Genomic DNA, 25,490 nt, shown 5'->3' with positions numbered 1-25,490 from the left:
CGCTATTTCAGGACGGGACAATTATAAAACATAAAAAAGCTTCAAGAAAATTCTCGAAGCTTTTTATGTTTTATACTATTTATATTTCTAATAAACTAACCTCAATCCTACACCGAATCCCATATCGCTATCGTAATGAGTTCTGATGTGCATATTTCTGTTCAAGATATAGCTCAACTCGCCCATATATTCTTTATCTGTATTCCACATAAAACCAGCGCGAACTCGTTTTGAAATTGGAATATCCTCTCTCATCAGTTGCAAACGAACTTTTCCTGTTTGATAAATTTCGGTCTGAAAATCAATTAACATTGGTAATTTATACACAAAACCAGCACTGAATAATCCTTTGTTTCTATCTGTTTTTTGACCAAAAATATTCTTTTCTACAATTCCGTGGTCTGTTAACATTTTGTGTTGATTCCAATCAAAACCTACAAAAACTTGAAACCATTGATTTCGATCAATAAAACGTCCCAAATGTGTTTCTACTTCATAACCGTGTTCTGGTTTGTAACCAATTCCCCACTCCGAAGTAAAAGCCCAACGTGCATCTTGCACCATCAACATACCATCTAAACCATTTGTAGCGAAATCATTTTCTACCATAACATGCTTCATATTACTTTCCATTTGCAACATTTTATAAGCATGTTTTTTATTTGGTAAATTAGGATTTTGATAATCTCCAACCTCAAAAACGCGATTCATTCCGCCCATCATGTGATACAAAATATGACAATGGAAAAACCAATCACCTTCTGTATTTGCCTCAAATTCGATGACATTTGTTTCCATCGGCATAATATCCAACACGTTTTTCAGCGGAGAATATTCACCATTTTTATTAATGACACGAAAATCGAAACCATGTAAATGCATTGGGTGACGCATCATCGAATTGTTATATAAGGTAATACGCAGAATCTCACCTTTTTTGACTGGAATTTTATCCGATTCCGAAAACACTTTGTTATCCATACTCCACACATAACGATTCATATTTCCTGTTAATTCGAAACGTAATTCTTTTACAGGAGCATCTTTTGGAAGTGTTGTGTTTTCAGGTGATTTTAGCATTCCGTAATTTAAAGTGGTAATGTTTGAGGATGTATTTCCGTGCGAAGAATGATCCATTTCAACCATTTCTGAATGATTTTCAACAGAATCTTTCTTTGATTTTTTGGATTTCTTTTTCGCTTCGCCAGAAATTTCAGGATACATCACGGTGTTCATGTCCATTTGCTGTAAGCTCATTTTCATTCCCATATCGTTCATTGTTCCGTTCATATTCATCATGTCGTTCATCATCTTCATTCCTTCAAAATACTTCAATTTCGGAAGTGGTTCCATCAATTGTTTCTTTCCTTCACCAATGAACAACGAAGCCGAACCCGTTCTATCCTCAGAAGTAGCCTGAAATTCATACGACAAACCACCTTCAGGAACCGTAACTACGATATCGTACGTTTCGGAAACGCCAATAATCAAACGATCAACTTCTAAAGGTTCTACGTCGTTTCCATCATTTGCTACAACCGTAATTTTTCCACCCGCATAACGCAACCAAAAATAAGTTGATGCACCACCATTCGAAATGCGTAAACGTACTTTATCTCCTGCTTTGAATTGTTTCAGTTGACTTTCATTCTGAGCATTTATCAAGAATTTTTCGTAATAAACATCGCTCACATCCATCGCCAACATACGCTTCCATTCGTTGGTCAATTTTGTTTTGAAATGACCTTCTCGAATTGCTTCAGCATAACTTTGCGTAGAACCTTTTTTGATTCCCGCCCAATCATTTGCATTATGCAACATTCGCTGAATATTTTTTGGATTAAGATCTGTCCATTCGCTCAACATCACAGGAATTGTAGGTAAATCATCAATTCCTTTTCGGAACGTAGGATCATTTTCGCGTTTCTTCAAAATCATCGAACCGTACATCCCGATTTGTTCTTGATAACCCGAATGACTGTGATACCAATGCGTCCCGTTCTGAATAATCGGAAACGAATACGTGTACGTTTCACCAGGTTTAATCCCCATCTGCGTCAACATCGGAACTCCATCTTCCTTATTCGGCAACCACACGCCGTGCCAATGCAAAGAAGTATCTTCATTCAATTTATTATGTACACGAATGACAGCCGTATCACCTTCCGTAAACTCCAAAGTTGGCATAGGAATTTGACCATTTACCGAAATCGCTCTTTTCTCTTTTCCTGAAAAATTAACAATGGTATCACGTACATATAAATCGTATTCAACACGTTTTTGTGCCTGTAAAGCAATCACCAACGGAATAAAAAGTAAACAAAGTAATTTCCTCATGAGAATGATTTATTATAACTGACTATACTTCTTATAATTCTCCTCATTTTCGAAATAATCAACATTTCCTTGTTGATCTTTCAAAACAATATACGCATTCGCTTTATCAATTTCCTTTCCTGTAAAAGGATCTTTTGCTTTACGCGCAGTTTCATCATTCGGAATTCTTTCTACACACATATTACAACATCCATAATAGGTTTTTCCGTCATAAGGAACTTCGAACTGATTTTTGCCCATATACGCGTTGTTCACCATACAAACTTGCTTATTCGGAACTTTATCTCCCACATTGTAAGCCAAGTTTTCTGTATTTGGAGACATTTGCATATTCATATTTTCTTGATGCTCTACATGAGTAGTTTCTGGCGATGATTTTTCTTCATCTTTCTTTGAACAAGACACTAAAAAAAATGTTGCTAAAACAGAAATTCCAACAATCGATTTTATATTTTTCATTATTTCAATTTTTATTTTTTATCAATTTTCACTTTTATATTAAACCTAAATTTTTGCTCTATTTAATCGAGCAGCATTTAAAATGACAGAGACAGAGCTCAAACTCATCGCAGCTGCAGCCACCATTGGTGATAATAGAATTCCGAAAAATGGATACAATAATCCTGCTGCAACTGGAATCCCTAATACATTATAGATAAAAGCAAAAACTAAATTTTCTTTAATATTTCGCATCATTTTATGACTCAATACAATACTTTTATACACGCCAATCAAATCACCTTTCAATAAAGTAATATCCGCACTTTCAATAGCCACATCGGTTCCTGTTCCCATCGCAATCGAAACATCAGCTTGTGCCAATGCAGGAGCATCGTTTATTCCATCGCCCGCCATCGCAACCACTTGTTGTTTGTCTTGCAAATCTTTGATCGTATTCAGTTTTTCTTGAGGTAAAACTTTCGCTTTAAAATGCTCAATACCGACTTCTTTAGCTACTTTCAAAGCTGTTTGCTCATTATCGCCCGTCAGCATCATTACATCTACTTTTTGCGCTTTTATTTTATGAATTGCTTCTTTCGATGATACTTTTATTTCGTCAGAAGTTTCAAATGCAGCCAACACTTTTCCGTTTACACCCAAGAAAGATAGAGTGTTCGTACTATCCACTTTTGGTACTTGAAGCCCTGCAAATGTCATCAATCCTTCGTTACCCAAATACACTTCTTTTCCGTCTACCAAACCTTTTACTCCTTTACCTGCTAAATCTTCAAAATTCTGAATCGAATGCAAGTTCAAGCTTTCTTTTTCAGCCGCATGAACAAAAGATTGCGCCAATGGATGTCCACTATTTTGGTTCATACTTGCTGCTAAAAGCAATACTTCATTTTTATTTGCTCCTTCAAACGGAATGATATTCACCACTGCAGGTTTTCCCTCAGTAATCGTACCTGTTTTGTCAATCGTTAAAGTTGTTACTTTGTTCAAGCGCTCTAAAGCTTCGGCATTTTTTACCAAAACACCATTTTTTGCACCTTTACCAACTGCAACCATCACCGACATTGGCGTAGCCAAACCAAGGGCGCATGGACAAGCCACTATCAACACCGCTAAAGCATTAGCAATGGCAAATGCCACACGATTTTCATTGCCAAAAATCCACCATGCAAAGAAGGTTACTAAAGCAATAACCATAACAGTAGGTACAAATATTTTGGAGATTTTATCAACGACTTTTTGAATCGGAGCTTGACTTCTACTTGCTTGATTCACCATATCAATGATTTGGGCCAATAAAGTTTCTCCACCTACTTTGGTTGCTTTCATCAAAAAGGTTTTACTTCCATTTATTGTTCCCGCAACCACTTCATCGTCAACCGTTTTTGAAACAGGAGTTGGTTCACCCGAAATCATACTTTCATCAATATCTGCAAAACCTTCGGTTATAATTCCATCAACAGGAACTTTATCCCCTGGTTTTACACGCAGAATATCATCTAATTGAATTTGATCAATACTTACCTTTTCTTCTTTTCCATTAACAATTCTAAAGGCTTCATTCGGTGATAATTTAATCAACTCTTTTAAGGCTGAATTGGTTTTAGAATGTGCTTTTGCCTCCAACATTTGTCCCAACATTACCAATGTTAAAATCACTGCTACCGACTCAAAATATAACGCTACTTGACCGTGATGCGTTTTGAACTCCGAAGGGAATAAATGTGGAAAAAATAAGCCCACTACCGAATACAAAAATCCAGCACCAGCACCCAAACCGATTAAACTGAACATATTGAGATTCCATGTTTTGAAAGAAACCCAAGCTCGTTGGAAAAATGACCAACATGTATAAAAAATGATGGGTAAACACAGTGCAAACTGAATATAAGCTGATATTTGAGGACTCACAATTTTGCCAATTGGGTTACCTGGTAGCATTTCGCCCATTGCTAAAATGAAAATAGGAACGGTTAGCACCATAGAAATCCAAAACATTTTTCGGGTATGATGATAGGCATCATCAGTCGAATCAGTTTGTACCATAGGAATTAGATCCATTCCACAAATCGGACAAAAACCAGGTTGATCTTTGATGATTTCGGGGTGCATCGGACAGGTATATTCGTTTGATAAGTTCAACTTTTCTTCTTTTATCAAATGCATTCCACAAACCGGACAATTACCAGGTTTGTCGTAAGTTTTATCACCTTCGCAATGCATCGGACAATAATATTCGTCGCCAGAATTTGCTTTTTTAGGAGCTATTGCAGATGTAACTTCATTTGTATTGTGTTGGGCATGTGAGCAATTCGCGTGATCGTGCTTTATTGTTTCTGTTACTTCTTGTTTTTTATGTGAACAAGAAGCCTCATCGACAGTCGAATTAATTTCTAAATTTTCCTTTTTCATCAAATGCATTCCACAAACCGGACAATCTCCAGGTTTGTCGTAAGTTTTATCACCTTCGCAATGCATCGGACAATAATATTCGTCTACAACAATTTCCGCTTTTTTGTGTGAACACGAATCCGAAATTGATTTAGACTCGTTAGATAAGGTTTCGGTAGTTGCATTTTCGGATATTTCTACCAAAAACATCCCGCATTTCGAGCATTTATCTCCTTGATTACCGATCACTTCTGGATGCATTGGACAAGCATAACCTGGCGATTTTTTGTGCATTTGATGATTTTCCATTTAAATGTTTTTTTTAAATTGGTTTACAATTTATCAACTGTGCTTCCACATGTCAACATCATATTTCCGTAAAATGGATTTTTAATATCCGAATCTTTACTCAACCAATTCGAACCTCCATTAAACATTGGACAATTTTGATAATAAAGTGTATATCCAAGATTTGCTTTTTGAGCTAATTTGAACATTGGTTGTGATAATTTCGCAAAAGTTGTACGCTGTTTCTCAATGTTTTTTTCTTGCGATAATTGTTTCGAAGTTGCTTCTAAATCATTCAAAACTTCCATCCAAACCATATGCGATTCATGCGAAAGTTTACCCATTTCTACAGTAGAAATTGATTTAGAAAATACAGTAATTTGTTTCGAGATTTCACTTTCATTTGCTTTTACAAAAGCATCTTTCAATGAAAAATAAGCATCAAAAACGTGCGACAATTGATTTTTTTGTTGAGAAGTTTCAGTTTGATTATGATTAGGATGATCCATTTCTTGATGATTCATCACCATTTTTTTATCACGAGAATATTGACAATCTTTTTCCAATTTCGCATAAGCTTCATCAGGCGCCATATACTCTGCATTATCAAAACCTGCTAGCGCGATGTTTTTCAAGATTTCGTTCGAATTTGTTTTTGATTTATTATACGAAATCGAAGCTGTTTGAGTTATTGTGTCAAAATCTACTTTCGAAATTCGAGGTTGATTTCCTGCTTTTTCAATTAATTCTTTTGCATTTGCACAACTTCCTTTCACTTGAAATTGTTTGGTTTCTTGATTTTTAAATTGTGCATTTGCAGCAAAAGCAAGAAAACTTCCGATGATTAAAAAACTATATTTTTTCATGATTTTTAATTTAGATTTTATCAATTGGTCGACGCGTATGTTTGCTCAATTGTTTGAAAACAGAAGGTGTCAAACCAGTTACTTTTTTGAATTGTGCACTAAGATGTGCTACACTCGAATAATTCAATTGAAACGCAATTTCGCTCAACGATAATTCATCATAAATCATTAATTCTTTGACTTTTTCGATCTTTTGTTGAATAAAATATTTCTCAATTGTTTGCCCTTCCATTTCCGAAAAAAGATTCGAAATATATTTATAATCTAACTTCGTTTGTTCACTCAAATAATCAGATAAATTAACTTTCAGTTCGTTATTTTCTTGATGAACCAATTGAATAATCAATGTTTTAATTTGTTCAATCAACTTGCTACGTTTATCATCAATCAACTCAAAACCAACCTCTTCCAATTCATTTCGAACCAATTCTAATTGATTAGAATTTATCGGATTTTTCAATTCAACTTCTCCCAATTCGATATGATTTGTTTCGATGTTATTCATCTTCAAAATTCGTCCAACCACTACTTTACAGCGATGACAAACCATATTTTTTATAAATAATTTACTTGTATTTTCCATAATATATTCTTCAAATTTGAGCGATTTATTTCACTTAAATTTACAAAATCTTATGTTACAAATTTCGTACAACTTCAGCTCAAAAGATTATACAATTTGCAAGATGATGTATATAATTTTCAGATTACTCATTTTTCATTAACCTATTCTTTATAAATGAATTACCAAAATCATCTGTTTTTTGAATATATTTGGTTAGAAAAATAATTTCTCAAAACAATAAATTCTATGACAAAAAAAGAACTAACTCCAATAGAACAAAATAACTGCATTCAGATTTTGAAAGAACGTTTTGAGAAAAATATGCATCGACATCAAGATTTAGATTGGCAAAAAATAGAAGAAAGTATCATTAATCAACCTGAAAAAATTTGGTGTTTGCATCAAATGGAAATTACTGGTGGTGAACCTGATATTATTTTTTATGAGGATAAAACAGACGAGTATTATATTGTAGATTGTTCGGCAGAAAGTCCGAAAGATCGTAGAAGTTTAGCGTATGATTACGAAGGACAGACGTCTCGCAAAGAGCATCAACCAAAAAATAATGCGATAGATGTTGCAAAAAGTATGAAAATTGAATTATTGACCGAAGAAGAATATCGTTTGTTGCAAGCTGTAGAAATTGTAGATCAAAAAACCTCAAGTTGGTTAAAAACTCCTGAAAAAATTAGAGAATTAGGCGGCGCTATATTTGGCGATTATCGTTACGGAACTATTTTTATTTATCACAACGGCGCACAATCTTATTATGCAGCTCGTGGTTTTAGAGGAATTTTAAAAGTTTAAAAACTATGAAATTTGCATTTCCATTAATTGTTTTCCTTTGTGGTTCAATTCTATTTATTATTGGCATTTTGTGTAAAATCACACATTTTTACTTTATTATTTCTGCAAATTTGATGTTATTTTTAGCTTCCATTATTCAAATCATTGGAGTTATCATCTTCATTTTCAAATTAATTATTCCTCTTAAAAAAGACACCTCTATAAATTCTTGATTGCATCAAAACCAAGATTATTTCTTTAATAAAAAATCACCATAAAAATCAGGAATATCACTCGAATAAATAGCAGATGCGACTTCTTCTATTAGATAATCAACCTTGACAATTTCAGCTTCAATCTTCTGCTCATCCAAAGTTAGAATTGTATAAGTTGCTTTCCTATCATCTTCCTTGCTTCTGCCTACAGAACCACTATTTATGAATAAAATATTCGAAACCTGCTGAATATAAGATTGATGCGTATGCCCCATCACCAAAGCATCTATATTTTTATCTTTCAAAAAAGAATACATCATTTGCTTATCATCGGTTTCATACACATATTGGTCGTTAGTCTCTAAACTTGCATGAACAAGTAATATTTTCTTAAACGAATTCCCAGTTTTAAATACCAATTCAAGTTGATAAGGTAAATTGCCTAACCATTCTTTATGTTCTAAACTGATGGTTCTTTTACTATGATTAATCGCTTCAAATCTATTTTTAGTTTCAATATCGTCATGATGTAAAAGCGGAAATAAAGGTAAATCTAAAGCAATTCGGTCATCGTGATTTCCTAATAAACATGGAATTTTATTCTTGATAAAAAAAGAAATAACTTCATTACTCCAAGGTGCAAAATCAACTAAATCTCCTAAACAATAAATTTGATTGATATTCTTATCCTTAATATCCTTTAAAACTTCATTCAAAGCCAATAAATTTCCATGAATGTCACTAATAATTGCAATCTTCATCATTTCTTCCCACATTAAAAAAACTAATTTAGATTTTTTATTACAAACTAAAAAACAATTATTCTCTCCAATTCTATGATTATTATCAAATTACTTTTATCTCTAAAACAATATTTACAGATCAGTTAATTTTAATTGTATACATTTATTTTAAATTATTCTAAATAAATATTGTCTAACTAAATCTTTTTCCTAATATTTGTATTTTAATTTAGACTTAATACAAATAACAATGAAAAAACTATTTATTTCTACTGCAATCTTAGCTCTATTAGCAAGCTGCACGAATAAAGAAGCAAAAAATGAATCGACTGAAGAGGTAAAAACAGAGAATGCGATTTCGAACGAAAAAATTGTTTCTTTAAATGGAGCAATTACTGAAATTTTAGCTGATTTAGGAGAAGAAAATAACCTTGTTGGTGTTGATGTAACAAGTACCTACCCTACTTCTGTAAAGGAAAAAGCGACAGATTTGGGACATACTCGTTCTTTGTCAATCGAGGCTTTATTGGCTTTGAAACCAACAAAAGTATATGCGACAGATAAAGACCTGAATCCAGAACAAATTGCTCAACTAAAAAATGCTGGAATCCAAACTGAAATTATCAAACAAGATTATTCAGTTGAAGGAACGAAAGAGTTAGTAAAAACGGTTGCAACGTCTCTAAATAAACAAGATTTTGATGCTATTACTACTATAATTGATACAGATTTAAAAGCTGTAAAACCTTTAGCTACAAAACCAAAAGTATTGTTCATATACGCTCGTGGAGCAGGAAACTTGATGGTTGCTGGAACAAACACACCAGTGGAAAAAATTATTGGAATTGCTGGTGGACAAAATGCTATTACAGAATTTGAAGATTTCAAACCATTAACGCCAGAAGCGGTTGTAAAATCAAATCCTGATTATATTTTGATGTTTGACAAAGGCTTAGAAAGTATTGGTGGCGTTGACGGCGTATTAAAATTAGAAGGTGTTGCTTCTACAAATGCAGGAAAAAACAAAAAAATCATCGCGATGGATGGTCAATTGGTTTCTGGATTTGGACCACGTGTCGGACAAGCAGCAGCGCAATTAAATCAATTACTTCAAAAATAAAAAAGTCTAAAACAATATGTATCCGCAAATCAGAATACATCTTTCTTTGTTAAGTCTAGGCATCTTTGGTCTTGCAATTCTTGCATTATTCTTGGGTGTTTATCAATTTAACGAATCCATCCTATCCATCATCAATAAAGCGATTACCAATAGAACTGCAATCAACGACAGCGATTATTATGTGCTTTTCGATTTACGATTACCACGTATTATTATGTCTATTTTAGTTGGCTCAGGTTTGGCAGTTGCAGGAACTTGTCTACAAGGTATTTTCAAAAATCCGTTGGCATCTCCAGACTTGATTGGGATTACATCAGGAAGTATTTTATTTGCTGCAATTACAATTGTTTTGGGAGGATATATCAAAGATTTTGTTCCAGAAATTATCCATTACTCATTGCTTAGTTTGATGGCATTTGTCGGCGCTATGTGTTCCACAGTTTTTGTGTATAAAATTTCTTCACATCATCAAAAAACAAATATCACCATTTTACTGTTAGCCGGAGTTGCCATTTCTGCTTTATGCGGATCTGCAACCGGATTGTTAACCTATCTATCATCAGAAGAAGAATTACGCAACCTAACATTTTGGACATTAGGTAGCATTGCAAGTGCCAACTGGGACAAAATCTTAATTTTAACAATCGTGGTTAGTGTAAGTTTTTACTTTTTAATTGGAAAAGGAAAAATATTAAACGCGATGATGTTGGGCGAAAAAGATGCTGAACATTTGGGAATTAATGTCGAAAAAACGAAAAGACAAATCATTGTTTTTTCAGCTTTATTAGTCGGAACAATTGTTTCTTTTACAGGAACAATCGGATTTGTAGGATTAATCGTTCCGTATATTTTACGATTAGTCTTCAAATCAAATTATGTGATCATTCTTCCATTATCTGCATTTTTAGGCGCAATTTTAGTCATTGTTGCAGATACAATCAGTCGAACATTGGTTGCTCCATCCGAAATTCCAATCGGAATTTTAACTTCGTTAATGGGCGCACCAGTGTTTATTTCAATTTTAATGAATTATAAAAAATCATTGTAATGTTAGCGGTAGAAAATATTAATTATCAACACAAATCATTCAAGATTTTAGATACGATTTCATTTGATGCAAAAGCAGGAAAAATGATTGCAATCGTTGGACCAAACGGTGCAGGAAAATCGTCTTTATTGAGCTATATTGCGAATGAAATTGAACCAAATGCTAACCTAATTCGACTAAAAGATATTGCCTTAAAAAATTGGAAAAAAGAAGATTTACCGCAACATAAAGCAAAATTTTCTCAACATCAACCAACGGACATTCCACTTACAGTGAAGGAAGTTGTACTGATGGGACGTTATCCATATTTCCAAAATTCACCTCAACAACAAGACATCGATGCGGTTGATTATTGGATGATCAAAACCGATATCAATCATTTAAAAGACAGGGATTACATTCATCTTTCTGGTGGCGAAAAACAGCGTGTACATTTGGCGCGCGTTTTTGTGCAATTGGAAAATGAAGTCAATCAAAAACTACTATTATTAGACGAACCTTTGAATAATTTGGACGTTTCTCATCAATTTAATTTGTTAGAAATTCTGAATGATTTTAAACAAAAAGGAAACTTAGTGATTTTGGTAATGCACGACCTTAATTTGGCTTCTCAGTTTGCTGATGAAGTGATCTTGATGAACAAAGGAAAAATTGTTTATCAAGATAGTCCAGAAAAGGTTTTCCTACCAGAAATCATTTCCAAAATTTATAGATTTCCTTGTACCATTTGTAAAAATCCAATCGACCAAAAACCACTTATTTTATTCGGTAAAAAAACAATTACAATGAACACACTTACAGATTTAAAACAACAATGGGAAGATTTGAAAGCAAATCAACCTAAAATTAGAATACGTAACGCAGCGAAAGAACTTGGTGTTAGCGAAATGGAACTTTTAGCAACGCAATTAGGTGATAATGTTACAAAATTAAAACCTGAATTTGCTGCGATTTTACAAGAAATAGAGTCACTTGGAAAAGTGATGGCTTTGACGCGCAACAACGAATGTGTGCACGAACGCAAAGGTATTTATCTGAATCCTGATTTTTCTTCGCCTCACGCACAACTTTTTGTTGGGGAAGATATTGATATGCGAATTTTCTTGAATCATTGGAAAACAGCTTTCGCAGTTGTAGAAAAATCTGAACATGGAGAACGCAAAAGTTTACAATTTTTCGGGAAAGATGGCGAAGCAATTCACAAAATATATTTGGTTCCGCAAAGTAATGTAGAAGCGTTTGATGCATTGGTTGAGAAATACAAAGACGAAGATCAACAAACGATTCCTGCAACAGAAATTATCGAAAATAATGTTACAGAAAAACCTGATAACGAAATTGATGTTGAAGGTTTTCAACAAGCTTGGGTTGAGTTGAAAGACACGCACAATTTCTTTATGATGTTGCGCAAATTCGGCGTTACACGTACGCAAGCGTTGCGTTTGGCTCCGACAGATTATCATGCAAAACAAATTTCGAATAAAGCAATTGTTCAGTTCTTAGAAAAATCTGCCGAAACACAAACGCCAATCATGGTTTTCACAGGAAACAAAGGAAATATTCAGATTCATACAGGCGAAATTAAACGTACGATGTGGCACGAAAACTGGTTCAATATTTTAGATCCAGATTTTAATATGCATTTGGATATGTCAAAAATTGCCTCTACTTGGATTGTTAGAAAACCTACTGAAGACGGTATTGTAACAGCGATTGAAGTTTTTAACGATAAAGGCGAAATTATTGTTCAATTCTTTGGAAAAAGAAAACCAGGTATTCCTGAATTGGAGCAATGGCGCGAGATTGTTGCTGAATTGAAATAATAAGAATCTAACCTAACTTATACTTTCACACTAAATATTTTACCCGATTAATAGAAATGTTAATCGGTTTTTTTAATGTACTATTGTTTAGTCTTTCATCAAGAGTTTTATATATTTGATTATGCTAACGACAAAAGAAAAAATAAAATTCATTTTCAAACCTTATATATTAAGTATGTTGATTTTTTCAGTAGGATTTACACTATTTTTTACTCTTCTGAAAACCATCTTTCTTGATCATATTGATCTATTTATTGTAGATTTTATTGTTCCAGCTATATTTGGATTCATATATGTTTTTGCCTATTTATTCAAATTTTCTTTTCAAAACTTAGTGTTTGATAATAAATTAAATTTTACACGTTTAGTTTTATTCTGTACAATAACACCTTTACTTTTACTTCAACTTACCATCTCAAAATACTTACTGATTGAAGAGTTGATAGAACCATTAATGATATTTATTTTTTCAGAAATATTTACTCTTTTTGTTTTTTTGATTAGCCTAAAATTCGCGAAAGTAAAATTTAATAACCAACTTTATAATTCTTTCTAACTTATCAATTTTTAAAACATTATAAAATCACATAATAAAAAAAGGTCGTCTTTCTAGACGACCTCACACAAAGAGACAAATAAAGTACTCAAAACTTTATTTCAAAACTATTTTTTTCGTTTCAACTTTATCGGCAGATTGTACTTTTACAATGTAAATTCCAGCCGAAAGTTTACTTAATTGTATTGTTTTATTTGTAAATGATGACGTTGGTTGATAGCTTTCTTGATGCACCAATTGTCCATTTATCGCATAAATCTGAATATTTAACGGAGACGATTTCGCTTCTTGCGAATTGTACACCAAACCAATTGTTTTAGGTTGAGAAGTGGTATAAATTTCAAACTTCGTTTTGGCTAATTCTGTTGTTCCTAAATTAGTTGTTACATTTTCGTAATCGAATGTTATTTTTCCTGTAGAAGTTCCTTCAAACGTTTTGAAAACCAATTTATAAATCTGATTCGTAGATGTATTTTTGATAAAATGATTAATAGGATTCACAACATAAGACCAACCCGATAAGGTTTTCCAATTATACCCAACCGCATTAATATCTGCTACATAAGCCGTATCATCAGCAGGATTTCCAGATTCTGTTTTAGCAACTTTTATTACATCACTTTGTAAAACTCCTGTTACAGAATACATCACAACATCACCATCATTTGTTGTAAGAGGCGTAATGTATTTTGTAAATTTTAGATCCCATTTACTTTGGTCTGGCTCTGGTGTAACTGCTTTATCAGTCAATAAACTATAGTAATTAAACAAATTGTTTGGATTTGTCTTATGAGCTAATGTAACTTTTGTATCAGCAGACCACGTTCCATTTACCAATTTAGAATACGTAAAATTATATTCGCCTAACAGAGCTGCAAAATTATCTATTTTCAATTTCACATATTCTCCTGTTGCATATTTCAAGACAAAAATGATCGAACCATTTACATAATGATTTGCAATACTATATTCTCCCCAACCGTATGTCGCAGAACCATTATTGAAAGCACCTTCTTGCCAATCTGTGTCCGAATTATACAAAGCTGTCCACGTAGATAAATTAGCAACATCAATACTATTCCATTTTGAGACATCATTCGACGCTTCGTAAACTTCTATCCCTGCGCCATCGTTTACTCTAATTCCTGTAGACATATTCGATTTTCGATAAAATGAAATATCCCAATCGTTTCTATTTACAGAATTCGTCGATTGATCTGCCAATCCGTAATAAACATCATTTGTATAACCAGCACCCATAGTAACTTCGCCTTTTATGGTTTGAGCATTTATTACAACAGATGTTAGAATGATTAATGCTAAAAGTGTAAATTTGTTTTTCATGATATAATAATTTTTTAATTGTTAATCAGAATTAGAACAGTCAATCCGAGAGATTACACTCTGACCCGTATGACTCGGATTGACGCATTCTAACCACTAATAATGAGTATGTTTATGATAAATTTATTTGATAAGTTTATATTCAAATTTTGGATAACCTCTCACACCAGAAGCATTCAGGAAGGCTAACATTTTAATTTTGTAATAATTATTTTCTGCATCTTTGATGATATAAAATCGATCCGAGAATAATTTTTGAGGAGCAGTTACTTGTCGCCAAGAATCTCCAATTGCACGCTGATCGTCTAAAAATTTTGTTTCATCAATCATCGTTTCATTAAATTTTTCGTAGGTAATTTCATTAGTTACATCTACACGATAAGCTTTTGCACCTGCTTTCAAATTATTGACCACATAATCCGAATATCCATACGAACCATTTCCTGTAATAAGATTAGTGAAAACTGTAAAATTCAAATCCCATTCTAATTTTGGAGGTTCAACATTTACAAAATCATTCGTCGTAAAACTGAAGTGAACAAAATTGTGCGTTGACGTTTTTGCTATAACTTTTTCTTTGTAAGTCGTATCATCTAAATCGGCATATTGCATCACATATTGCTCATCTTTTTTGATGAATTTCACTTTTTTCCAACCGCGCGAATTTCCAGCAACAGCCGCCGAACCAACTGCAGGCGTTGATGTTCCGACTTCGTAACCCAAATTCAGTAAATAAACTGGATTATCCGATTCTTTAATTTCCGCAATCGCCGTTTTCAAAATATCTCCAGTAGGATCGTCAACATATTCTTTGTTCGAATCTGTAAATGTACCTACCGCAACTTCGTTGATTAATTTCCCAACAGATGCTTTTGTTACTTTCGACAAATCAGTTTCGTCCAGCGCTTTTACCGCCATATAAATAGAAGTATTTAACATCACTCGGAAATTTGTTCCATTGTAAAAACCTAAATCCCAAGAATCCCTTTTTACCTTTGTTTGCGTTCCTTTACTTAAGTCAACATAAACTTGATATTGCTCATTTGGTCCGCCAATTTCCACATCCATTGTTCCGCCAATCGAATTTTCGAAAGAGATTTTTGTTGACGAATATCCTTGAACAATCGCTGATGGATAATCAATTTTTGAAATTTCAAACTGAATCGTTTTATCAGAACGATCAAATGGATAAATCAAATTCTTGAACGTAAAACTTGTCGACGTTTCACCTTTTTTGATTGGAATAATAATTTCTTGATTTGTAACTGCAACAGAAGTTGAATAATCGACATTATAAGTTGCTTTATCTTCGGTTACTTTGATATGAATTTCACCATCTCGTTCCGCAACTTTAGAATAAATTAAATTTATTGTTTTCTCATTATCAATCTTACTAAAATCTATACTTGCATCTTTAAAAGCAACAACAAAATCTTGTCCAATTGGATTGTTTTCTTCACTACACGACCACAAAAAAGAAAGACTAAACAATAAGGTATATATAAATATTTTTTTCATGAATTTTTGATTAATTAATTCCTAAATTGAACGTAAGTTTAGCGAAATACGAACGTCCATATCCATACAAAATACTTGTAGAACCTTGGCTGTGCGCACCATCATTTCCAGATGAACTGTTCAAATATTTCACATCAAAAAGATTTCTTGCACCAATTGTTAAACTAAGTTTTTTGTTCCAAAAACTTTGTCTTATTGACGCATCCATCCAGTTAAAAGCTTCTTGTTTACCTTTTACTAAAATTTGTTCACTTGTATTTGACGGATTATTTTTCAAGACAAATTGCTCTTGAGCTCCATTGTATTTATAGAAAAGTGAGAAAATTGTATTGGTTTTTGGCAAAGTGTACGAAACATTTGCATTGATTTGCGTTGAATAGAAATATTTATTTTTAACTGAATTTACAGCAACTGCTTCATCAATATCTTGCTTGATGCCTGTCAACGTAAAACCAACTCCTCCCGAAAATTGATGGACTTTGAATTGATTCAAATACGTAATACCTTGTACATCGTAATTATCAATATTACGATATTGATATTTCAATGGAGATTCTTCGACAACAATCAAATCAATCTTATCTTTCAGATTAATTTTCCACAACGATACTTTTTGCTCTAATGAATTATTTTCTCCGATATACCAATTCTTTTTTAAGTGAACAAAAGCAGAAACTCCTTTTTCTGGATTCAGATTTTCGTTTCCTTGCACATTATGATTGACGTCTACGAAATACGAATACATTTCCTCATAATTTGGCAAACGTGGTGAAGTACCAACAATCGCGCGCAATTCCCATTGTTTTCCAAATAGATATTTCGCACTCAAACTCATCACATACTGCTTATCAAATTGCTCCGAAAACATCACGCGAGCGCCTGGACGAAACGAAAGTTTATCATTTAGATTAATTTCAGAAGAAGCAAAAAAATCATACGTTCCTAATTTTCTTTCTATAGGTTTTTGGAAAAATTCTCCTGCCGAAGTTGAAGCAAAACCTTTTGTTTGATCGATTTCATAACCAAATTGAAAATCGAAATAATCATTTTTATTGATAAAATTGCTGAACATCCCTTTCGAATAATACACTTTTCGACTTTCATATTCGAATTTGTTTACATCATGTTCAACACCTTCAAGAATTTCATAATTATACGATTTCAATTTTCTTTTTTGTTCTTGATACGAAAACGAAACATCATAATTAATTGCTTTTCTAAATCGTCCTGAAGCATTTAAGTGATTGTAAATACGATCTGTTGTGTACACTCTATCTTTTCCAAAATAATCTACCGTCGCAGTTGGCGCATTCGGTGCAAGAGTTGGATTGGGATCGTAATACTTAGTTTCTTCGTTGAAATATTCGAATTTATAAAACAAACGATAATTGTCTTTTTTATATTGAACAAATGCCTTTGCTGCATTTTGTTCTTTTGGCAACCATTCGTATCCTCTCAATCCGTCATTATTAGGATAATTCTTTCCTTTTTTATCATCAAAAAATCCTTGAAAATCATTACGTGAAAAACTTAAATTAGCGTAGATTTTGTCTGAAAATTTATGCCCGATTTTCAAGGATTGTATATGTCTTCCTTTATTTTTCCAATTGTATTCATCTCCAATTGTTTCCTCTTGCAAAGTCGCAGAAATATCAAATTTATTCTTCCCTCCTTTTTTAGTAATAATATTGATTACTCCCGCAATAGAATTTGCTCCATATTCCACTCCCATCGCACCTTCTACGATTTCTATTTGTTGAATATCATCTAAGTTAATCTGCGTTAAATCGGTATTATTCCCTAAACCTTCGTCGTTAACTAATGGAATATTGTCCACCAAAATTTTGAAATATTGTGCATCCAAACCAAACATTTGCACCGTCGATTTTCCTGTAGAAGAACTCGGAATAATATTCATATTCAATGTTTGATTTAAAACATCTGCCAATGTGTTTCCTGCTTGTCTCTCGATCATTTCTTGCGAAATCACTTTTACTTCGTAAATAGATTTCTTGACCGATTGCGCATTATATTGCCCAGAAATCACGGTTTGTTCCAAATTAATCGTCGAATCTTTTGGAAACGAATTAATTTCTTGAGCCTGTAGAATTAGTGTTGTAAGTAAGCTTAGTAGAAAAAAGCGCCTCTTCATTTGTCCTTAATTTTATTATTTAGAATTAGTCTAATAATTAATAAGACAAATGTAAACGAATTTTTTAATTTATTTTTATTTATTCTAAATTAATTTATTGAATAGTGATAAAAATCGAGCTTCGTCTTCTAATTCTGATAAAAGAATGAGATGTTAAAACATTATTAATCAATTTAATTGTTAAAGAATTAAATTAAGGAAAGTAAAAATTGAACGAAATTAAAACGAATTATTTTCGTTTAGGTTTTGTTTTCGTAACAGCAAAATAAGACGCTGTAAAAGCAGACAAACTTTTGTAACCGACTTTATAAGCGATTTCGCTCAATGTAAAATTATTGGTATCTATTAATTCAATACTTCTTAGAATTCGGACAAGTTGCATATATTTTTGAAGTGTAATTCCTGTTTCTTGTTTGAAAATTCGTTGCAAATTTCGAGCAGACATATTCGCTTTATCTGCTAATTCATTCAAATTAAAATTTGTCGAATAATGAAAATGAATGTACTCACTCACCGGAATTAAACGGGTATCAACAAGAACTGGTAATTCTAGATTATGGTTTTCATCACAAAAATGAGGCAAACTATACAACATTGAATTTAAGAAAATCTTTTGCTCCTTCTCTTCTACCAAAAATTTGTTCCATTTTGAGGCATATAACATCATTTCCTTTAGAATTGGCGGCGCAACAAAAACATGAATATCATTGTAAAAATCATCCTTAAAAACTTCTTTAAACAAAATCAACATTGGATTGACGGTTTTCGCCTCGGAAGTCGTACGATGTAGCTTATTTGCAGGAATCCAAATCACATGATTTTGAGGGACTAAATAAATCTTTTGTTCGATATGAAAATATTGGTAACCTTCTTCAACATAATTTAATTGGAAATAATCGTGCGAATGAACCTCATCCGCATTTTTGCGATTCTTCTCGTACCAAACATAAGTATTGGTCTTCATATGATCAGAATATTCTCCAATAATTTGTTTCATAAATTAATTAATTTTCTCTTTTATACATTTAGCTAATTATAGCAATAAAACCGTCAGTTCGAGTGAAATTCTGCAAGAATTTTGTATCGAGAATAAAGTTTTAGAAGATAAAAATTCATCTTAATTCTCGATACAATTTTTATTCATTTCATTTCTAAAAATCACTCGAACTGACGAATTTTAATTCAATATGTACAAGAAGTTAATTTTATTTGTCGTTTTAAATATAATATATGGCAAAATTAATAAAAACGACATGATTAATTTTGTAACCGAATTAGAAATATCAAGTCAATGGAAAAAAATAAAAATATTTGGATTGGAATTGCAGTTGTCATTTTAGTTTCAACTAACCTAAGAGCTCCAATTACAGCTGTTAGTCCAATTTTAGATGAAATGAAATCTGTCTTAAAAATAGATAATTTTCAAGCAAGTTTATTGACTTCTATTCCACTTTTCGTATTTGCATTTTGTTCAATTTTAGTGAGTAAAGCCACTGCAAAAATTAACATTCGACACGGATTAATTTATTCCTTAATCATTCTAATTATCGGGATTTACGTCCGTATTTACGGCAATATTTCGATGTTATATATCGGTTCGTTATTAATTGGATTGGGAATTTGTATTGGAAATGTTTTGACACCAGCGTATATAAAAAATACGTTTCCAACAAAAATTGGAATTATGACAGGTATTTTTTCGGTTTCGATGAGTTTAATCGCCGCATTAGCTTCTGGATTGAGTATTGCAATTGGAAATTGGACAAATTTAGGTTGGAAAGGTTCTCTTGGAGTTTGGATTGTAGCGGCTATAGCTGCACTTATAATTGTCTGTATTGATTCTTTAAAAAATAAAACAGCAACTCAACAAAAAATTGTTCAATCAGAGGATGTAAAATTCAATATTTTCAAATCAAAACAAGCATGGAACATTAGTATTTTTATGGGATTACAATCGTTGATTTATTATTGTTTGGTTGCATTATTACCTACATTACTAATAGATTTTGGTATGACAAAAAACAATGCAGGTTGGGTATTTTCGGTTTTACAACTTGCCATGTTACCCGCCATGTTAGTAAGTCCAGTTTTAGCCTCACGCATGAAAAATCCAAAAATTATGATTTACATAACTTCCATTTTATATTTTATTGGAATCATAACATTGCTAATTTTCAAAGCGAAATTCAGTTATTTGAGTGCGATTTTAATTGGAATTGCAGGAGGATTTGCCTTTAGTCTTTCTATTTTATTCTTCTCATTAAGAACAAAAACAATGGTTGGAACAATCAAAATTTCGGGAATGGCACAATCTGTTGGTTATTTAATTGCGGCATTTGGACCTCCTATTTTCGGAAAATTATATGATATCGATTCTACTTGGAGCTATTCATTATACTTTTTAATGTTCTGCATGATGATCCTAACATTTTTTGGAATAAAAGCTTCTCAACCTAAATTTGTGGAGGAAGATTAAAAATAATTCGAATTTACACGTAACATACATCAAGCAAAAGCGTCTATAGAATAGAACACGTTATCAACGTGTTAATCGCGCAAATTGATTTTATTACGTGTACGTTTATGAAAACCGAAATTATACAACCTCATCATCCTGAATTAAAAAATATTGTTCAGTATTTCATCCTTTTCAAATCTGAAAAGGATGAAAAAGTTGAGTATTCAACTTTCCCTAACACCAATTTGTGTCTTGCCATTTACAAGCAGAATAAAATCATTCTCGAACAAAATAAAACAAGCAAACATCTTTTTACCTTAAAAGGATATGCTACATACAAAAGTTATTTATCAGGATTTCATGAATCTAATCTTAATGTAAGCATTGACGCTACTTTAGATGAAATTTGCATCATTTTTCATCCAGCTGCGCTACGCTTATTTACGAATATTTCGTACGATGAATTAATTAAAAGTGATGAAGTTTTTGAAATGATTTTCCCAAAATTTGCAACAGATTTTACAGAACAATTATTTGAGGAAAAGAATTCGTTGAAAAGAATTTCAATGCTCGAACATATATTATTGAAAAGCTTAAATCAAGATTATTTAAATACTAAAACTAAAGAAATCTTATACCTTATTCAACAAACAGATGAATTAAAAGTTGGTCCTTTAGCCAAAAATCTTTCGATGAATGAATCGACCTTGTATCGCCTGTTTATGAATCAAATTGGGCAAAGTCCAAAAACTTTTTTGAAAACAGTTCGATTTAGAAAAGCGCTAAATTCTATTCTCCATTTCGAAAAAGAAAAACTTACGCATATCGCTTACCAAAATAATTACACCGATCAATCTCATTTTATCCGCGATTTTAAAGAAATTACGGGACAATCGCCCAATCAATTAAGAAATAAAACAAGCATTCAACAAGAACAATTGGCTTGGATTTATGCGCAACATTAAGCTGCACGATTTTTACAATTTTTTCTTTGTTCTATACTTTTTCTTTGTTATAAATAAAATACAACATATGAAAAATCTTATTTTGATTAGCTGCTATTTGATTGCCTTCAGCTTTTGTTCATCAGTTTTTGGGCAACAATTTTCGATAAATGGAAAAGTGATCAATCAACATGATAAAGCACTTGAATTTGCTGATATTCTTCTTTTTAAAAATGATAGTTTACTTATCAATCAAGCATATACAGATAGTCTGGGATTATTTTCTATGAAAACAGATGCTGGAAATTATTTACTTAAAATAGAACAGTTTGGCGTAGAATTTTATTCAGAAGAAATAGAAATTAAACAAGATAAAGACTTAGGACTTATCAAAATTCAAGATGCTACAACTTTAGAAGGTGCAACGGTTACAGCAAAAAAGAAACTAATTGAACAGAAAGTTGATCGTCTGGTTTGTAATATCGAAAATTCTATTGCTTCGCAAGGAATGTCTGCTTTGGACGCTTTACGAAACACACCAATGGTGAATGTACTGAATGATAATATTTCTATTGTAGGAAAAGGAAATGTTTCGGTTATGGTGAATGACAGAATGCTTAATTTATCAGGAAGCGAACTTACTAATTATCTACAATCGCTTCGTTCTGATGATATTGCGAAAATTGAAATCATTACAACTCCTCCTTCAAAATATGAAGCACAAGGAAATAGTGGAATTATTAATATTATTCTAAAGAAAAATCCTAATATTGGCTGGAGCGGGAGTGTAAATTCTTCGTATCAAAAAAATTCTTACAGTGGTTTCAGAACGGGCGGAACGCTTAATTATCAATCGAAAAAATTAAGCACTTCGTTGAAATTAAGGCAATTTGATATGGCTTATAAAGCCGTTGGAACTCGAGATCTTTTAAGCAAAACAAACAGTGTCTACAACTCGGAAACAAGAAAAGATACGCCCGATGGTTTTGGGTTAAACTACAGCCTTGATTATAAAATAAATGAGAAACAAAACATCGGTCTTATTTACGACTATTCCAATCAGCATTATAATATGAAGACGGATGGACTAAGCCATTATGAAACAAATTCTATTATAGATTCTACATTAGTAACCCTTCAAAAACAACGTTGGACAACACCAACACATACTTTGAATACTTATTATGACATAAAATTGGACAGCATTGGTAAAAAACTAAGTTTTACAGCGAATTACTTGAACGATAGTCCTAATAAAATCAACAATTTAAATACTTTTAACAACACGAATCAGCATAATGCTATTGTTCGAAATAATAGTAAAATGAAATATGCGATTTATTCGGTACAATCAGATCTTACGCTTCCTTACAAATGGCTGAACATAGAAACTGGAGCAAAATATACACTATTGGATAACAAATCGAATGTGGAATACTATGAATTTGATGAAGCAGATTTTGTTTTGAACCCATCGAATAGCAATATTTTTCATTACAAAGAACACAATTATGCGGCTTATGTTAGCTTTCAAAAAGATTTCAATCAAAAATGGTCAGCAAAAGCTGGTTTACGATACGAATACACTTCGCTAGAAGGTTTTACACCAAATGACGAAAACAGCAGTCTGAAAAAGAACTACGGAAAATTATTTCCTACAGCTTATATCAGTTACAAACCAACTACAAATCATTCGTTCAGTATCAATTATTCCAAAAGAATAAATCGTCCCAATTTTCAATCTTTAAATCCATTCCGTTGGTACACGAATCCGTATATGTATTACACAGGAAATCCTAAATTACAACCATCATTTAATGATAATATTGAACTAAATTATTCGTACAAAGGAAAATTTACATTTGGACTTTACAATCAATTTAGCCAAAATAACACATCGAATATTGCACGTTTTTCGGACGGAATTTACAGCAATGTAATAGAAAATAGTTATGACCAAAACAGAACGGGATTCAATATTGGATATTACAACACATTTTTCAAAATTTGGGAAACCTCAATCAATGCAAATGCATCTTATACAATCACAAAACCGACCATTTCTGAATTGGAAAAACTGAAAGTTTATTCGATGTCATATACCTTTTACAACACTATTACATTAAATGAGAATAAAACGTGGTTTTTGATGCTAAACTTCTGGCATTCGCTTCCGTTCACGTATGCCAACATAAAACTGCAAGATCAATTGGAATTTTCGCCAGGCATTAAAGCTTCGTTTTTCGATAAAAAATTACAAGCTAATTTTGTGGTAAATGATGTATTCAAAACGATTAAAAACAAAGGGTATTCGTATAATGGCGATTATCGTTCGGAGTTTAATCAATACAATGATTACCGAGGTTTCAAACTTAGTTTAACATACAATTTTGGAAATAACAAAGTGAAAGAAAACAACAAAAAAGTGAATTTCGAGGAACAAAACAGAGCAAATTAAACTTAATTCAACTCTCAAAAACATCAACTTAATTGTTGGTGTTTAAATTTCGATACTATTTTTCAAAAAATATAAAAATAGTTATGGTTCATTCCAATGAATATGAGATATTTGTTTGATTTAACACATCAATATAAATTAACGAGAACTAAATTTAATGAAGAAAGCATTAGAAAATTATTCAATTCAATTTATCAAAGAAATTATTCCTGTAACCGTAGGTATTTTGATTGCACTGTTTATTGACAATTGGAACACAAATAGAAAAGACCAAGTGTATATTAATCAAGTATTTTCAACGATAAAAAGTGAATTGAATGAAACAACGGAAGAAATAAAATACAATGTTCCTTTGCAAAATTCTTATGTCGATTCACTTGAATACTATGCTGATAACAAAAGTGTTAACATTTTGGATATCACAATGAAATGTAAAGGCGTGTTTATTCCTCAGATTAAAACAAGCGCTTGGAAATCAGTTTCAACTTCCAAAATTGACTTGATAAATTATGATAAAATTACTTCTTTGTCTAATATTGAAGAACAAAAAGACATTTTAAAGAACAAAACAGAATTTTTCATGAATTTCTTGTACTCCAACTTTTATGAAACAGAAAAGAACAAAAAAGAAACCATCAAAATTCTAATACTAGACATTATTCAAACCGAAAAAACAATTCAACGACAAATTGATTTTTATAATAAGAAGTAAGGTTTAATGTTATCAAAATATTTGAAACGAATCTAAATATCAATATTTTAGAAAGTATTAACATTCAAAAATTGGGTTTGGTGCGAAAATTCCATTCAATATTCTCAACTTAAATAACCCTTAAAAATGAATACAACAAGAATTTCTAAAACATTACAAAAAGCACTAAATGATCAAATTACATTAGAAGCTTTTTCGGCACAAATTTATCTAATGCTTGCATGTTGGGCAGATGAAAATCAATTGGACGGAGTCAAAAATTTTATGATGAAACACTCTCAGGAAGAGCGCGTACATATGGCTAAAATTATAGAATATGTTCAAGAACGTGGTGGAACTGTAAAAATTGAAGCCATAAAAAAACCTGGACCTGAACCTAAAAATGTATTAGAGTGTTTTCAAGCTGTTTTAAAACAAGAAATCGAAAATACCGAATCCATTTACAAAATTGTAAAAATGAGTATGGAGGAAGAAGATTGGGCAACATGGAATTTCTTACAATGGTTGGTTGCTGAACAACGTGAAGAAGAAAAATTAGCACTCGATTTATTAGACAAAGCAAAATTAGCGGGTGGTGCTAATATGTCTGATGCTGCAAAATTTGATTTAAACAAAACGATCGGTAATACAGGGCAAGATTTTCCTACAGCAGATCAAATTAATCCATTAGCAGAATAATATATTCATCATTCATCTCAAAGGGCTAATTT

19 protein-coding genes and 1 pseudogene are annotated in these 25,490 nt (G+C 32.1%); 10 read left to right on the top strand and 10 right to left on the bottom strand.

The window, feature by feature from the left end:
* Nucleotides 1–87: 87 nt before the first annotated feature.
* Genes B4J88_RS03635 through B4J88_RS03615 form a run of 5 tightly spaced genes read right to left on the bottom strand, consistent with a single transcriptional unit; the run spans nucleotide 88 to nucleotide 6,921 of the window.
* Nucleotides 88–2,337 (bottom strand): multicopper oxidase domain-containing protein, encoded by a 2,250-nt coding sequence (locus B4J88_RS03635; RefSeq protein ID WP_291066428.1) that lies wholly within the window; start codon nucleotides 2,335–2,337, stop codon nucleotides 88–90.
* 12 nt (nucleotides 2,338–2,349) lie between these two features.
* Nucleotides 2,350–2,796, bottom strand: coding sequence for a hypothetical protein (locus B4J88_RS03630; RefSeq protein WP_280051322.1), 447 nt, complete (start codon nucleotides 2,794–2,796; stop codon nucleotides 2,350–2,352).
* Between the two features lie 45 nt (nucleotides 2,797–2,841).
* The gene (locus B4J88_RS03625; RefSeq protein WP_291066426.1) at nucleotides 2,842–5,493 is read right to left on the bottom strand and encodes a copper-transporting P-type ATPase; all 2,652 of its coding nucleotides are present in this window, start codon (nucleotides 5,491–5,493) and stop codon (nucleotides 2,842–2,844) included.
* Nucleotides 5,494–5,516: 23 nt separating this feature from the next.
* On the bottom strand, nucleotides 5,517–6,338 hold the full coding sequence (locus B4J88_RS03620) for a DUF3347 domain-containing protein (protein WP_291066424.1): 822 nt from the start codon (nucleotides 6,336–6,338) through the stop codon (nucleotides 5,517–5,519).
* A 10-nt stretch (nucleotides 6,339–6,348) separates the two neighbouring features.
* Nucleotides 6,349–6,921, bottom strand: a complete 573-nt coding sequence (locus B4J88_RS03615; RefSeq protein WP_280062728.1) for a helix-turn-helix domain-containing protein — start codon at nucleotides 6,919–6,921, stop codon at nucleotides 6,349–6,351.
* 228 nt (nucleotides 6,922–7,149) lie between these two features.
* Here B4J88_RS03615 and B4J88_RS03610 point away from each other — a divergent pair, with 228 nt between their 5' ends.
* Nucleotides 7,150–7,710, top strand: coding sequence for a DUF4256 domain-containing protein (locus tag B4J88_RS03610; RefSeq protein WP_280062729.1), 561 nt, complete (start codon nucleotides 7,150–7,152; stop codon nucleotides 7,708–7,710).
* A gap of 229 nt (nucleotides 7,711–7,939) precedes the next feature.
* Here the strand turns inward: B4J88_RS03610 and B4J88_RS03605 are convergent, their stop codons facing one another.
* Nucleotides 7,940–8,668, bottom strand: a complete 729-nt coding sequence (locus B4J88_RS03605) for a metallophosphoesterase family protein (protein ID WP_280062730.1) — start codon at nucleotides 8,666–8,668, stop codon at nucleotides 7,940–7,942.
* Nucleotides 8,669–8,897: 229 nt separating this feature from the next.
* Between B4J88_RS03605 and B4J88_RS03600 the strand changes: the two genes are divergently transcribed.
* The 4 genes and pseudogenes from B4J88_RS03600 to B4J88_RS03585 all read left to right on the top strand — a co-directional run bounded on the left by B4J88_RS03600 (nucleotide 8,898) and on the right by B4J88_RS03585 (nucleotide 12,638).
* Complete coding sequence (locus B4J88_RS03600; RefSeq protein WP_291066421.1) at nucleotides 8,898–9,767, top strand: heme/hemin ABC transporter substrate-binding protein; 870 nt, start codon at nucleotides 8,898–8,900, stop codon at nucleotides 9,765–9,767.
* A 16-nt stretch (nucleotides 9,768–9,783) separates the two neighbouring features.
* Entirely contained in the window at nucleotides 9,784–10,815 is a 1,032-nt protein-coding gene (locus B4J88_RS03595; protein WP_291066419.1) for a FecCD family ABC transporter permease, read from the top strand.
* A pseudogene (locus tag B4J88_RS03590) lies at nucleotides 10,815–11,519 on the top strand (ATP-binding cassette domain-containing protein); the annotation flags it as partial. The gene B4J88_RS03595 and the pseudogene B4J88_RS03590, both read left to right, overlap by 1 nt.
* Nucleotides 11,520–11,600: 81 nt before the next feature.
* The gene (locus B4J88_RS03585) at nucleotides 11,601–12,638 is read left to right on the top strand and encodes a hemin-degrading factor (protein WP_291066430.1); all 1,038 of its coding nucleotides are present in this window, start codon (nucleotides 11,601–11,603) and stop codon (nucleotides 12,636–12,638) included.
* A gap of 652 nt (nucleotides 12,639–13,290) precedes the next feature.
* Here the strand turns inward: B4J88_RS03585 and B4J88_RS03580 are convergent.
* The 4 genes from B4J88_RS03580 to B4J88_RS03565 all read right to left on the bottom strand — a co-directional run bounded on the left by B4J88_RS03580 (nucleotide 13,291) and on the right by B4J88_RS03565 (nucleotide 19,205).
* Entirely contained in the window at nucleotides 13,291–14,538 is a 1,248-nt protein-coding gene (locus B4J88_RS03580) for a T9SS type A sorting domain-containing protein (protein WP_291066417.1), read from the bottom strand.
* A gap of 123 nt (nucleotides 14,539–14,661) precedes the next feature.
* Complete coding sequence (locus B4J88_RS03575) at nucleotides 14,662–16,056, bottom strand: HmuY family protein (protein ID WP_280062736.1); 1,395 nt, start codon at nucleotides 16,054–16,056, stop codon at nucleotides 14,662–14,664.
* A 10-nt stretch (nucleotides 16,057–16,066) separates the two neighbouring features.
* Nucleotides 16,067–18,208: a TonB-dependent receptor plug domain-containing protein gene (locus B4J88_RS03570; RefSeq protein ID WP_114999344.1), complete on the bottom strand. Its 2,142-nt coding sequence runs from the start codon at nucleotides 18,206–18,208 to the stop codon at nucleotides 16,067–16,069.
* 229 nt (nucleotides 18,209–18,437) lie between these two features.
* The gene (locus B4J88_RS03565) at nucleotides 18,438–19,205 is read right to left on the bottom strand and encodes a helix-turn-helix domain-containing protein (protein ID WP_291066415.1); all 768 of its coding nucleotides are present in this window, start codon (nucleotides 19,203–19,205) and stop codon (nucleotides 18,438–18,440) included.
* Between the two features lie 294 nt (nucleotides 19,206–19,499).
* On the opposite strand from B4J88_RS03565, the gene B4J88_RS03560 reads away from it, so the two are divergent.
* The 5 genes from B4J88_RS03560 (at nucleotide 19,500) to B4J88_RS03540 (ending at nucleotide 25,458) form a co-directional block, all read left to right on the top strand.
* Nucleotides 19,500–20,684, top strand: a complete 1,185-nt coding sequence (locus B4J88_RS03560) for a CynX/NimT family MFS transporter (RefSeq protein WP_114999342.1) — start codon at nucleotides 19,500–19,502, stop codon at nucleotides 20,682–20,684.
* A 107-nt stretch (nucleotides 20,685–20,791) separates the two neighbouring features.
* Nucleotides 20,792–21,631 (top strand): AraC family transcriptional regulator, encoded by an 840-nt coding sequence (locus B4J88_RS03555; RefSeq protein ID WP_291066414.1) that lies wholly within the window; start codon nucleotides 20,792–20,794, stop codon nucleotides 21,629–21,631.
* 67 nt (nucleotides 21,632–21,698) lie between these two features.
* Complete coding sequence (locus B4J88_RS03550) at nucleotides 21,699–24,068, top strand: TonB-dependent receptor domain-containing protein (RefSeq protein ID WP_291066413.1); 2,370 nt, start codon at nucleotides 21,699–21,701, stop codon at nucleotides 24,066–24,068.
* A 157-nt stretch (nucleotides 24,069–24,225) separates the two neighbouring features.
* On the top strand, nucleotides 24,226–24,780 hold the full coding sequence (locus tag B4J88_RS03545) for a hypothetical protein (RefSeq protein WP_038334092.1): 555 nt from the start codon (nucleotides 24,226–24,228) through the stop codon (nucleotides 24,778–24,780).
* Nucleotides 24,781–24,906: 126 nt separating this feature from the next.
* The gene (locus B4J88_RS03540) at nucleotides 24,907–25,458 is read left to right on the top strand and encodes a ferritin (protein WP_038334091.1); all 552 of its coding nucleotides are present in this window, start codon (nucleotides 24,907–24,909) and stop codon (nucleotides 25,456–25,458) included.
* The last annotated feature ends 32 nt before the right edge of the window (nucleotides 25,459–25,490 follow it).

This window comes from Empedobacter sp. UBA5036, from assembly GCF_002415215.1.
In the GTDB taxonomy this organism is placed as follows: Bacteria; Bacteroidota; Bacteroidia; order Flavobacteriales; family Weeksellaceae; genus Empedobacter; species Empedobacter falsenii_B.
The sequence above is the reverse complement of the archived record's forward strand: the minus strand, read 5'-3'. Positions and strand labels throughout refer to the sequence as shown.